This is a genomic window from Citrobacter sp. RHBSTW-00524, assembly GCF_013747755.1.
Classification (GTDB): domain Bacteria; phylum Pseudomonadota; class Gammaproteobacteria; order Enterobacterales; family Enterobacteriaceae; genus Citrobacter; species Citrobacter braakii.
Map to the genome: position 1 here is coordinate 531,881 of NZ_CP056421.1, position 12,822 is coordinate 544,702.

The 12,822-nt window shown below is 51.5% G+C and carries 12 protein-coding genes; 10 read left to right on the plus strand and 2 right to left on the minus strand.

Annotation, left to right across the window (positions count from 1 at the left end; all coding sequences use genetic code 11):
• Positions 1-8 precede the first annotated feature (8 nt).
• The 3 genes from ytfT (at position 9) to HV229_RS02610 (ending at position 3,235) form a co-directional block, all read left to right on the plus strand.
• On the plus strand, positions 9-1,031 hold the full coding sequence (gene ytfT / locus HV229_RS02600) for a galactofuranose ABC transporter, ATP-binding protein YtfT (protein WP_016155534.1): 1,023 nt from the start codon (positions 9-11) through the stop codon (positions 1,029-1,031).
• On the plus strand, positions 1,018-2,019 hold the full coding sequence (yjfF, locus tag HV229_RS02605; RefSeq protein ID WP_131351718.1) for a galactofuranose ABC transporter, permease protein YjfF: 1,002 nt from the start codon (positions 1,018-1,020) through the stop codon (positions 2,017-2,019). The genes ytfT and yjfF overlap by 14 nt, the downstream gene beginning before the upstream one ends.
• Positions 2,020-2,122: 103 nt before the next feature.
• Positions 2,123-3,235, plus strand: coding sequence for a methyl-accepting chemotaxis protein (locus tag HV229_RS02610; RefSeq protein ID WP_016155535.1), 1,113 nt, complete (start codon positions 2,123-2,125; stop codon positions 3,233-3,235).
• Positions 3,236-3,287: 52 nt separating this feature from the next.
• Here the strand turns inward: HV229_RS02610 and fbp are convergent, their stop codons facing one another.
• Positions 3,288-4,286 carry a class 1 fructose-bisphosphatase gene (gene fbp / locus HV229_RS02615; RefSeq protein WP_016151459.1) on the minus strand — a complete coding sequence of 333 codons (999 nt, stop codon included), beginning with the start codon at positions 4,284-4,286 and terminating at the stop codon, positions 3,288-3,290.
• A 175-nt stretch (positions 4,287-4,461) separates the two neighbouring features.
• On the opposite strand from fbp, the gene mpl reads away from it, so the two are divergent.
• The 5 genes from mpl (at position 4,462) to HV229_RS02640 (ending at position 10,229) form a co-directional block, all read left to right on the plus strand.
• Positions 4,462-5,838: a UDP-N-acetylmuramate:L-alanyl-gamma-D-glutamyl-meso-diaminopimelate ligase gene (gene mpl / locus HV229_RS02620; protein ID WP_181546842.1), complete on the plus strand. Its 1,377-nt coding sequence runs from the start codon at positions 4,462-4,464 to the stop codon at positions 5,836-5,838.
• A 287-nt stretch (positions 5,839-6,125) separates the two neighbouring features.
• On the plus strand, positions 6,126-6,878 hold the full coding sequence (locus HV229_RS02625; RefSeq protein ID WP_016151461.1) for a MurR/RpiR family transcriptional regulator: 753 nt from the start codon (positions 6,126-6,128) through the stop codon (positions 6,876-6,878).
• On the plus strand, positions 6,878-8,200 hold the full coding sequence (locus tag HV229_RS02630) for a 6-phospho-beta-glucosidase (RefSeq protein ID WP_115191066.1): 1,323 nt from the start codon (positions 6,878-6,880) through the stop codon (positions 8,198-8,200). The genes HV229_RS02625 and HV229_RS02630 overlap by 1 nt, the downstream gene beginning before the upstream one ends.
• Before the next feature lie 16 nt (positions 8,201-8,216).
• Entirely contained in the window at positions 8,217-8,906 is a 690-nt protein-coding gene (locus HV229_RS02635; RefSeq protein WP_181546844.1) for a 6-phosphogluconolactonase, read from the plus strand.
• Between the two features lie 6 nt (positions 8,907-8,912).
• Positions 8,913-10,229, plus strand: coding sequence for a PTS transporter subunit EIIC (locus HV229_RS02640; protein WP_049270638.1), 1,317 nt, complete (start codon positions 8,913-8,915; stop codon positions 10,227-10,229).
• 63 nt (positions 10,230-10,292) lie between these two features.
• Here HV229_RS02640 and yjgA read toward each other — a convergent pair whose 3' ends face one another.
• Positions 10,293-10,844, minus strand: a complete 552-nt coding sequence (gene yjgA / locus HV229_RS02645) for a ribosome biogenesis factor YjgA (RefSeq protein WP_016151465.1) — start codon at positions 10,842-10,844, stop codon at positions 10,293-10,295.
• A gap of 95 nt (positions 10,845-10,939) precedes the next feature.
• On the opposite strand from yjgA, the gene pmbA reads away from it, so the two are divergent.
• Both pmbA and cybC read left to right on the plus strand, forming a co-directional pair.
• On the plus strand, positions 10,940-12,292 hold the full coding sequence (gene pmbA / locus HV229_RS02650; protein WP_047358563.1) for a metalloprotease PmbA: 1,353 nt from the start codon (positions 10,940-10,942) through the stop codon (positions 12,290-12,292).
• A gap of 48 nt (positions 12,293-12,340) precedes the next feature.
• Positions 12,341-12,727 (plus strand): cytochrome b562, encoded by a 387-nt coding sequence (cybC, locus tag HV229_RS02655; RefSeq protein WP_016155540.1) that lies wholly within the window; start codon positions 12,341-12,343, stop codon positions 12,725-12,727.
• Positions 12,728-12,822 lie beyond the last annotated feature (95 nt).

Below are 12,822 nucleotides of genomic sequence, written 5' to 3' on the forward strand. Positions count from 1 at the left end.
CTATGGTGATGCCTCAATCTCTCCCTCAATCCACTCCGCCGCAACGGCGATTCCGCTGGCCAAAAGGCATGCCACAACTGGTGGCGCTACTGCTGGTGCTGCTGGTGGATAGCCTGGTCGCGCCGCACTTTTATCAGGTGATTTTGCAAGATGGTCGGCTGTTCGGTAGCCCGATTGATATTCTCAACCGTGCCGCCCCCGTGGCGCTGTTAGCGATTGGCATGACGCTGGTGATTGCCACCGGCGGCATCGACCTTTCCGTAGGCGCCGTCATGGCCATTGCCGGAGCCACCACCGCGGCGATGACGGTGGCCGGGCACAGTTTGCCGGTGGTGCTGCTTGCCGCCTTAGGCTCCGGCATTTTGGCAGGGTTATGGAACGGGATTTTGGTGGCAATCCTCAAGATCCAACCGTTCGTTGCCACGCTAATCCTGATGGTGGCCGGACGCGGAGTGGCGCAGCTTATCACCTCCGGGCAGATCGTCACCTTCAACTCGCCCGAACTGTCGTGGTTTGGCAGCGGCTCGCTCTTACTGTTCCCCACGCCAGTGATCATTGCACTGCTAACGCTGGTGGTGTTCTGGCTACTGACGCGTAAAACGGCGCTGGGGATGTTTATTGAAGCGGTAGGCATCAACATTCGTGCGGCAAAAAACGCCGGGGTGAACACGCGCATTATCGTGATGCTCACCTATGTGCTGAGCGGTCTGTGTGCGGCTATCGCCGGCATTATCGTCACGGCGGATATCCGCGGGGCAGATGCCAATAACGCCGGATTGTGGCTGGAACTGGATGCCATCCTGGCGGTAGTTATCGGCGGCGGCTCGCTGATGGGCGGGCGCTTTAATCTGCTGCTGTCGGTGGTCGGGGCATTGATTATTCAGGGCATGAACACCGGGATTTTACTGTCGGGCTTCCCGCCAGAACTAAATCAAGTGGTCAAAGCCGTGGTGGTGTTGTGTGTGCTGGTCGTGCAATCACAACGCTTTATCAGCCTGATAAAAGGAGTGCGTGGTCATGATAAAACGTAATTTACCGCTGATGATCACCCTCGGCGTGTTTGTGCTAGGTTACCTCTACTGCCTGACACAGTTTCCGGCTTTTGCTTCAACCAGAGTTATCTGCAATATCCTGACCGATAACGCTTTTCTGGGCATCATCGCCGTGGGCATGACCTTCGTGATTCTCTCTGGCGGGATCGACCTGTCCGTTGGCTCGGTGATCGCGTTTACCGGCGTATTTCTGGCGAAGGCCATTGGCTACTGGGGTATATCTCCGCTGTTGGCGTTTCCCCTGATTCTGCTGATGGGCTGCGCGTTTGGCGCGTTTATGGGGTTACTGATTGATGCACTGAAGATCCCGGCATTCATTATTACCCTGGCGGGAATGTTCTTCCTGCGCGGCGTCAGCTATCTGGTGTCTGAAGAGTCGATCCCAATTAACCATCCGGTTTATGACATGCTCTCAAGCCTGGCATGGAAAATTCCCGGCGGCGGTCGCCTGAGTGCAATGGGATTGCTGATGCTGGCGGTAGTCGTCATTGGCATATTCCTGGCGCACCGTACGCGCTTTGGTAATCAGGTTTACGCGATTGGCGGCAACGCCACCTCTGCCAACCTGATGGGGATCTCAACCCGCAGCACGACCATCCGTATCTATATGCTGTCGACCGGGCTTGCGACGCTTGCTGGCATTGTCTTTTCAATTTACACCCAGGCGGGTTATGCGCTGGCGGGCGTCGGCGTTGAGCTGGATGCGATTGCCTCAGTCGTGATTGGCGGAACCCTGTTGAGCGGCGGGGTCGGTACGGTGTTAGGAACGTTGTTTGGTGTCGCCATTCAGGGGTTGATCCAGACCTACATTAATTTTGATGGCACATTAAGTTCCTGGTGGACGAAGATCGCGATTGGCATTTTATTGTTTATTTTTATTGCCTTACAGCGCGGCCTGACGGTACTTTGGGAAAATCGTCAAAGCTCGCCAGTAACCAGAGTGGGGACGGCGGCAATACCAAAGTAACATCCTGATTTTTCACTAAACATTTAAATACCTAAACTTTTTCCGGTTGTAGTCGATAGGTTCTGTACAGGTCTGTTTTAACCCTACAACCGGAAATATAACGATGCCAAAATCCCTTTCAATTCGATCAAGTTTGTTGGTGTTATTGTCTCTGCTGACGTTCCTTCTGTTGCTGACCGGCGGTATGGGGCTGTATGCCTCTACCCGTATCATTACTTCGTTGATTTACCACGGTATTATGAGTGCCTCGATGTTGGCTGCCCTCGCATTGCTGGCGGTGATTTGGTTCATGCTGCGAAATAAGTTTCTCAAGCCGCTGGATAATATGGTTGAGCAACTGGAACGCCTGGCGACGGGGGATTTGTCGCCGGTTACCGCGCTGTCGGCCAGCGCCGAATTCAACCGTCTGAACGCGGCAATGGATGAAATGCGCCATGCGCTGGGCGACTCGGTACAGCGTGTCCGTGATGCTAGTTTGCAAATTGATATTGGTAGCCGTGAGCTGACGGCCGGGAACCAGCATCTGGCACAACGTACTGAATCGACAGCCACTTCGCTGGAGCAGACCGCCGCCAGTATGGAAGAACTCACGGCGACCGTGAAACAGAATGCGCAAAACGCGGAACAGGCACACCAGTTGGCAAAATCAGTGTCGGATACCGCCGATCGCGGCAGTGAGATGGTGTGCTATGTGATTGAGAAAATGCGCGATATTTCCGGCAGTTCCAGCCGAATCGCCGACATCCTCAGCGTAATCGACGGTATTGCTTTCCAGACCAATATCCTGGCGCTCAATGCTTCTGTTGAAGCGGCGCGTGCCGGTGAGCAAGGGCGGGGCTTTGCGGTCGTTGCGGGTGAAGTGCGTAATCTGGCCAGCCGCAGCGCCGAGGCGGCAAAAGAGATCCGCACGTTAATCAGCGATTCACACACCCACGTGGGAGAAGGCAGCGAGCTGGCGCAGCAGGCGGGCGAAACCATGGATGAGATTGCCAATGAAGTGATGCGCATGACCAAACTGATGCGTGAAATTGCCAGCGCGTCGCAGGAACAGAGTCGCGGCATTGAGCAGGTGAATATCGCGGTGATTCAGATGGATGAAACGGCGCAGCAAAATGCGGCGCTGGTACAGCAATCTTCAGCGGCTACCCGCTCGCTGGAAGAGCAGTCACATGCGCTGCTCGAAGCAATGGCGGCGTTTAAAGTACAAACGGCGTAGGGGATAAATTTGCCGGATGATGGCGTTAACACGTCTCATCCGGCAAAGCGTATTACGCGTCCGGGAATTCGCGGATAAAGCGTTCTACATCTTCAACCATATGGTCGTTACCTACGAAGAAGGAGCGACGCTGGTGCAGGCTTTCCGGGGTGATATCCAGAATGCGATCTTTACCATCGCTCGCTTTGCCGCCCGCCTGCTCGGCCAGGAAGGCCATCGGATTGCATTCGTACAGCAGACGCAGCTTCCCTTGCGGGTGGCTGGCTGTGCTTGGGTACAGGTAGATCCCGCCTTTGAGCAGATTACGATGGAAATCCGCAACCAGAGAGCCAATGTAGCGCGAGGTGTACGGGCGCTGAGTTGACTTATCTTCTTCCTGGCAGAATTTAATGTACTTCTTCACGCCGTTCGGGAATTTAATATAGTTGCCTTCGTTAATGGAGTACGTGCTGCCTTTCGCCGGGAAGCGCATACGTTCCTGGCTGAGGCAGAATACGCCCAGAGAAGGATCGTAGGTGAAGGCGTGTACGCCACAGCCGGTGGTATACACCAGCATGGTGGAAGAACCATAAACAACGTAGCCCGCAGCAACCTGCTTGTTGCCTGGTTGCAGGAAATCCTCTTCCGTGACCGGCGTGCCGACTGGGGTTACGCGGCGATAAATAGAGAAAATCGTACCGACAGAGACGTTAACATCGATGTTGGATGAGCCATCCAGAGGATCCATCAGCACAACATATTTTGCGTGTTCACAGCCTTCAAAGACGACGATTTCATCTTCTTCTTCCGAGGCAATGCCCGCCACAATGTCGCGCGCCTTCAGTGCAGCTTTCAGTTTTTCGTTCGCGAACAGATCGAGTTTTTGCTGAACCTCTCCCTGCACGTTCTCAGCACCGCTGGCACCCAGGATATCGACCAGACCGGCCTTGTTGATATCGCGGTGGATGATCTTGGCGCCCAGCTTTATTGCCGACAACAAAGCAGTGAGTTCACCGGTAGCATGAGAAAACTCGTGCTGCTTTTCGACAATAAATTCACCTAACGTTTTCATAACACTTTCCCTGCAATTTATGTGGAGTAAAGCGACCGCAACAATATTAACAAATATTTCTATTGCCGCGCTTAGGTGAATCGCGCCAGCAAACTACGGAATATCCTGAAATGCGTTTCTCACTTGCCGGACATGTGCGTAAAATGGCCCCCAGATTAAAAAAGGATAGTGACGTATGCGCATTCATATTTTGGGAATTTGTGGCACTTTTATGGGCGGTCTGGCGATGCTGGCGCGCTCACTCGGTCATGAAGTAACCGGTTCGGACGCCAATGTGTATCCGCCGATGAGTACCTTACTTGAGAAGCAAGGCATTGATCTGATTCAGGGTTACGATGCCAGCCAGCTCGATCCGCAGCCGGACCTGGTGATCATTGGCAATGCCATGACCCGGGGTAATCCGTGTGTGGAAGCGGTGCTGGAAAAGAACATTCCGTACATGTCCGGCCCGCAGTGGCTGCATGACTTTGTACTGCGCGATCGTTGGGTACTGGCGGTTGCGGGGACGCACGGCAAAACCACCACCGCCGGAATGGCGACCTGGATCCTCGAAGCCTGCGGCTATAAGCCTGGCTTTGTGATCGGCGGAGTACCGGGTAACTTTGAGGTTTCCGCGCGCCTGGGTGAGAGCGACTTCTTCGTTATTGAAGCGGATGAGTACGATTGCGCCTTCTTCGATAAGCGTTCTAAATTCGTACATTACTGCCCGCGTACGCTGATCCTCAACAACCTTGAGTTCGATCACGCTGATATCTTTGACGATCTGAAAGCGATCCAGAAACAGTTCCACCACCTGGTGCGTATCGTGCCGGGCCAGGGACGCATTATCTACCCGGAAAACGACATCAATCTGAAACAGACGATGGCGATGGGCTGCTGGAGCGAACAAGAGCTGGTTGGTGAACAAGGTCACTGGCAGGCGAAAAAGCTGACCACTGATGCATCCGAATGGGAAGTGTGGCTGGACGGTGAAAATGTTGGCGTGGTGAAGTGGGACCTGGTAGGCGAGCACAACATGCACAACGGTCTGATGGCGATTGCTGCCGCGCGCCATGTTGGCGTCGTGCCTGCGGATGCAGCCAATGCGCTGGGCTCGTTCATCAACGCTCGTCGTCGTCTTGAGCTGCGCGGCGAAGCCAATGGCGTGACGGTGTATGACGATTTCGCCCATCACCCAACGGCCATTCTGGCAACGCTTGCGGCGCTGCGCGGTAAAGTAGGTGGCACGGCGCGCATCATCGCGGTGCTGGAACCACGCTCGAACACCATGAAAATGGGCCTGTGCAAAGATGACCTGGCGCCGTCGTTAGGGCGTGCGGACGAAGTGTTCCTGCTGCAACCCCCGCATATTCCGTGGCAGGTAGCAGAAGTCGCTGAAGCCTGCGTTCAGCCTGCGCACTGGAGCGGCGATGTGGATGCGCTGGCAGATATGGTGGTAAAAACTGCACAGCCTGGCGATCACATCCTGGTGATGAGTAACGGCGGGTTTGGTGGCATCCATCAAAAACTGCTGGATGGCCTGGCGAAGAAAGCCCAGGCAGAAGAAGAGTAAAAAAATGCCCGGTGGCGCTACGCTTACCGGGCCTACGCTCCGTTGTGGGCCGGATAAGGTGTTTACACCGTTATCCGGCACTTTCTCAGGAGCACGATCTCCGTTGCCATCCGGCCTTCTGGTTACGCCATACTTCTCAACGGAATGGGAAGCCTCCATATGGAAATTTATAACTCAGATCGCAGAAATTAATTTCTAAATCATAAAATCTATTTCCGCTTTTCCCTTGCTAATATCCCCTCGAGAGCCAATGTGGCGTAAGTGCCACATAATAAAAGGTGCGCTCCATGCGAAAAAATTTAACCAATAATGAACTGCGAGTTTATAAATTCTGTCAGGAGAACCCTGCTGATGTTTATAAAATGAAAATTCATGAACTGGCAGATCGCGTTTATACTACCGCGCCATCTATTTCTAAGTTGGTAAAGAAATTAGGCTTTAATAATTTCCAGGAGTTTAAGGTCAACATTCGGGACGTATTCTCCAGATCGCAAAACTCGCAGCACCATAACGCGTTTGTTAGCGAATATATACAAGAAATGCAGGATGCTTTAACCAGAGTGTCTGAGAATAAAGTCAAAGTCTTTTGTGATTTTTTGTCCGACTGCAATACGATTATCACCTGGGGATACGGTACATCAGATAGCGTGGCGAACTATGTTAGCTATAATCTGATGGTGCTGGGCTTTAATATCCTCAATGAAACAGACTACACCAACTGTAATGTCCGCAGCCGCTTTCTGACCGCTAACGATTGTATGCTGATTGTTTCCAACAGCGGTGAGTCAGAAATGCTGGAAGAGATAATTTTTAATGCCAGAAAAAACGGCATCAAGGTGGCCGCGATTACCAGCCGGGAAAACTCTACGCTGGCGCTTAAGGCCGATGCGGTCTTGATCTACAAAAACGCCATTATTAAAGATACTGCTTTCGAAAATATAAGCTATCCGATCCAGATAGCCATCGTAGATATTATGCTTTTCCATTTATCCAATGTCAGAAAAGTGTCGTTGAAATTTAATTCAAAAGTAGAGGACTAATGAAAAAACTAAAACTCGTGGTGATAGGTGCGGGTAGCAGTTATACGCCAGAACTGATTGAAGGTGTAATTAAAAACTACCACCAGCTTCCCATCTCTCACATCGCTTTTGTCGACGTTGAAATGGGTAAAGAGAAAATGAACATCATTTTCGATCTCACCAAAAGAATGCTTGCCAAAGCAAATTTACCAATTGATGTCATCCAAACTTTTGACCGCAAAACAGCGCTGCTGGGTGCCGACTTCGTGGTGACTCAACTGCGCGTCGGTGGTATCGATGCCCGAATCGTTGATGAAAAACTGCCGAAGTCATACGGTTTTATTGGCCAGGAAACCAACGGCGCGGGCGGGATGTTCAAAGCTCTGCGCACCATTCCGGTCATCATTGAAATAGCGAATGAAATGAAGGCGATTTGTCCAAACGCCTGGCTGATTAACTTCACCAATCCAGCTTCCATGGTGACAGAAGCGGTACTCAAATACAGCCACAACAATCGGGTCATCGGCCTGTGCAATGGTCCTGTCAATATGACCCATCAGGTGGCCGGGCTGCTGAATGCCAACGTAGAGGATTTATACGTCGAGTTCAAAGGCTCCAACCATATGAACTTTATTACCAAAATTTTGCATAACGGCGTCGACCGTACCCGTGAAACCATCGAGATAATCAACGCCGCTGACGTCGATGCATTGAGCTTTAAAAACATCAGCAATGAGCAGTTTAATAAAGAGCTGCTGGCCGCCACCAATCTGATCCCCTCTTCCTATTTAAAATACTACCTCAAGACGACTGAAATGCTGGCCGAGCAGGAAGCAGCCGAGCAATCACGGGGTGAGATCGTCAAAAATATCGAAGCCGAACTGTTTAAAAAATACAGCGACGTTACGCTTCAGGATAAGCCTAAAGAGCTGGAAGCCCGCGGCGGTGCGCTTTATTCCACCGCCGCGCTGAACGTTATTCGCGCTATTTACCTCGACGATAAGAGCATTCAAACCGTCAACGTTCGTAACGGCGGTGCTATCACTAATTTACCGGAAGAGGCGGTAGTTGAAGTGAACTGTGTGATTACCCGTAATGGTCCGATTCCAATTTGTACTGGTGAGATCCCATCTCCTGCGAAAGGGATTGTTTCCATGATGAAAGACTATGAAGCGCTGATCGTCAAAGCCGCCGCCACCGGCGATTATCAAGCGCTTATTTCTGGCTTTATTTTCAACCCATTATGCTCAAGCGACACTTCGGGCGTGGCGTTAGTCAAAGAGATGCTGCTGGCCAATAAAAAGTATCTTCCTTTATTCGCCAAAAAGATTGAATCACTTTAATAGCGAGAAGAAACGGATGAAATGTACAACGTTTGATACCAATGCCGCGCTGGCTGAACAGGTCGTTAGTGAGCTATCCGCGCTCAAACCACATTCTCGCGTGCTGATCCCCTCCGGTAGCACGCCTCACTGGATTTACGAAGCACTGGCAGCGACACCGTTTGCCGAACGCCTTACCTTCTTTGCGCTGGATGAGTGGGTCAACGTGCCCAGCGAATCAGATGGCAGCTGCCTGAACATGATTAATCAGGACTTTGTGCACAAATGTGCCTATCCGGTGCGGTTAGTCCATTTCAATCCGTTTGCCTCTACGGCACAAAATATTGCCCATTACCAAACTGCGCTCAACGGTGAAGAGTTTGACTATGTAATTCTGGGCGTGGGAATGAACGGGCATATCGGCTTAAACGAGCCGGGCGTGCCGTTTGATGAGGATTATCTACAAACTCAACTGGATGACGTAACAATTAACGTCGCCAGCCATAAATACTTCTCCGGAGATGTCACCCTCACCGAGGGTATTACCGTCGGGCTGAATAAAATCATCAAGGCTGGAAAGGTGATTGTCATCATCAACCACGATGCGAAAAAAGATATTTATCAGGGGATTGTTAACGGCGATGCGCACCACACTCAGGTTCCTGCCATCTATATCAAGCAGTTCCCGCAGGTTAATTATTACGTGACAAAAAACCTTATAGGGTAAGCGGGCATGAGCATAACCTCTCTACTCGAACAAAAGATGTTGCCACTGGCCGAGAAAATCTCGTCAAACATCTACCTGACCGCACTAAAAAATGCGTTTATTGCCCTGATTCCCTTTTTGATTGTCGGTTCATTTTTCGTATTGTTAACCAACTTTCCTGTTAACGGCTATCACGAGTTTATGAGTTCGCTGTTAGGGGAAGGCGTGCTGGATAAGCTCAATTACGGGATTAACGCCAGCTACGGATTAATGACGCTGCTGGTGATTATCACCTTCTCAAAGGAGTTAGTTGAAAAGCTTAATCTCAGCCAAAGTTCCGCTATTTTACCGGTGGCGATCTTCTTCTTAATGTCGCCTGGTCATATTACGACAGGATCGGGAGAAATCGTCGTCGATGCTTACGCGCTGATCGACTTTAGCTCTGAATCGATGTTCTTAGGGATTATCGTCACTGTGGTCACCATCAAGGTGGTTCAGTTTCTGGAAAACAGGGCTTTTACCATCAAGATGCCTGCGAGTGTCCCGCCAGAGATTGCCAGGTCGTTTAAATCGCTGGTACCTATCTTCTTAGTGCTACTGTTCTGGATTATCGTCAAGGTGCTGTTTGAGAACACGCCTTTTGGTACGCCGGGGAAATTTATCAGCGTCATGCTGCAACAGCCGTTGCTGTATCTGGGGAATTCCCTCTTATCGCAACTGATTGCTGAGATGATGATCAGTTTCTTCTGGTTCTTTGGGATCCATGGCGACTCTATCATGACATCCGTAATGGGGCCTATCTGGCAAACGCTCAGTGCGCAGAACCTGGCGCAAACTCAGGCCGGGCTGGTAGCGACCAACATCATTACTCAGCAGTTCAGGGATGTCTATTTGATTGCCGGCGGTACGGGTTTTACCGGGGCACTGTTGATTAGCATCTTTATGGTTGCCAAAAGTACGCGATTAAAGCAGCTCTCACGGCTGGCGGCACCGGCGGCAATTTTTAACATTAATGAGCCGGTTATTTTTGGTTTGCCAATCGTGCTTAATCCGCTGATGCTTATCCCGTTTATCATTACCCCAATGGTGCTGTGTACGGTTACTTATGTGGTTATCGCATTCGGCTGGGTTCCCCCCACCTCTGGTATCTCCATTCCCTGGACAACGCCGATCTTTATTTCTGGTTTCCTCACCACCGGGATTTCAGGCATTGTTTTACAGGCCGTGAATCTGGTTATCGCCACCGCGATTTATACACCGTTCGTGAAGATTTTAGATAAGCAGTATCTGCATGAAGAGAGTCAGTCAGAGAACGCTATGGGCGAAATGCAGCCCCAGCAGTAAGAGCACAGAATCCAGGCCGGATGAAGTATTTACATCATCCGGCACTTTCTGCAGACGAAGAGGTTAGATTTCGTTTTCCGCCAGTTCACGCAGATACTGGAAAATCTGACGTGCTGATTTCGGCGGCTTGTTGCCTTCTTGCTCTTTCTTCGCATTGCGAACCAGAGAACGAAGCTGCTGGCGATCGGCGTTTGGCCACAAGTTCAGCACTTCCGCTACCGCATCATCACCTTCGGCGATCAGGCGATCGCGCAGTTGCTCAAGCTTGTGAAACAGTACAACCTGTTGGTTGTGACGGTTTTTCAGCTTGTCCAGCGCCTGACGGATAGGATCAACATCGCGCTGGCGCAACATTTTGCCAATCAGCTGCAGCTGGCGGCGGCGACCTTCCATCTTAATACGCTGGGCCAACTCAATCGCGGCACGTAAATCCGCGTCGAGCGGGATTTTATCCAGCGCGTTTTTCCCCAGTTTCACCAGTTCCACACCCAGGTGTTTTAACTCCTCGGCGTCACGTTTTATTTCACTTTTACTAACCCAGATAATTTCATCGTCTTCGTCTTCGATGTCATCACCGGGAACGTCGTCGAGCCAGTCTTCGGGCTGCTTAGTCATGTCAGGCTCCTTAAAAAAAGAGGCTAATGTTACCAGTTAAGATGCGCACTGAAAAACGGTTCTCTGTTAGACTTCAGAGAAACTCTCTCTACATTATGGCATTTGCGATGAAAGTAATCTCACAAGTTGAAGCGCAGCGTAAGATTCTGGAAGAAGCGGTCTCGACGGCACTGGAATTAGCGTCAGGTAAGTCGGATGGCGCGGAAGTCGCTGTGAGCAAGACCACGGGTATTAGCGTCAGCACCCGTTATGGTGAAGTGGAGAACGTAGAATTCAATAGCGATGGCGCGCTGGGGATTACGGTTTATCACCAAAACCGTAAGGGCAGCGCATCGTCCACCGATTTAAGCCCGCAGGCGATTGCACGTACCGTGCAGGCCGCGCTGGATATTGCACGTTACACCTCACCGGACCCGTGCGCGGGCGTGGCAGATAAAGAACTGCTGGCCTTTGATGCGCCCGATTTGGATCTGTTCCACCCGGCGGAAGTGTCCCCTGACGAAGCTATCGAACTGGCAGCCCGCGCGGAACAGGCGGCGCTACAGGCCGATAAGCGTATCACCAATACCGAGGGTGGCAGTTTTAACAGCCACTATGGCATCAAAGTGTTTGGTAACAGTCACGGGATGCTGCAGGGCTACTGTTCCACGCGTCACTCTCTTTCCAGCTGCGTCATCGCGGAAGAAAATGGCGATATGGAGCGTGATTACGCCTACACCATTGGCCGGGCGATGGGCGATCTGCAAACGCCGGAATGGGTGGGGGCAGACTGTGCTCGCCGTACCTTATCTCGCCTCTCTCCGCGTAAACTTTCCACCATGAAAGCGCCGGTGATTTTTGCCAACGAAGTAGCGACTGGGCTGTTCGGACATCTGGTCGGCGCGATTGCCGGTGGTTCGGTGTACCGTAAATCCACCTTCCTGCTCGACTCGCTGGGCAAGCAAATTCTGCCGGAATGGCTGACTATTGAAGAACATCCGCACCTGCTGAAAGGGCTGGCGTCGTCGCCGTTCGATAGCGAAGGCGTACGGACCGAACGCCGTGACATTGTTAAAGACGGCGTGCTGACCCAATGGCTGCTGACCAACTATTCCGCACGTAAGCTGGGACTGAAGAGCACCGGTCATGCGGGCGGGATCCACAACTGGCGAATTCCGGGACAGGGTCTAAGCTTCGAGCAGTTGCTCAAAGAGATGGGCACAGGTCTTGTGGTTACCGAGCTGATGGGGCAGGGCGTTAGCGGCATTACCGGCGATTACTCGCGCGGCGCGGCGGGTTTTTGGGTCGAAAACGGCGAAATTCAGTATCCGGTGAGTGAAATTACCATCGCCGGGAACTTAAAAGAGATGTGGCGCAATATTGTGACCGTAGGCAACGATATTGAAACACGCAGTAATATACAGTGCGGTTCTGTATTGTTACCGGAGATGAAAATCGCCGGGCAATGATACTCGTTAAGGCGTTAATTTTTTTAATAATAAAAAAGGAAGTGAGCAATGCGTAAACACCTGTTAGCGATCGTCGCGGCTTCAACGCTGGTTCTTGGTTCTTCTGCGTTTGCAGCCGATCTCGAAGATGACATGGGGATCCTCAACGACAACCTGAAGATCGTCGAAAAAACGGACAATGCGACTGAACTGAAAGACGCGTTGACCAAAATGCGTGCAGCCGCGCTGGATGCTCAAAAGGGAACGCCGCCGAAGCTGGAGAGCAAATCCCCGGACAGTGCGGAGATGAAAGATTTCCGCCACGGCTTTGACACGCTGATCGGTCAGATTGACGGCGCGCTTAAACTGGCGAACGAAGGTAAAGTCAAAGAGGCCAAAGCCGTTGCGGAAGACCTGAAAAAAACGCGCAACGAAAACCACAAGAAGTTCCGCTAATCTACTCTGTCCGGCCTGCATAACCGTAGGCCGGATAAGACGCTGCGCCCCTGCATCCCATAAGTAAACGCTATCCCCATCACATTTTTTCATTT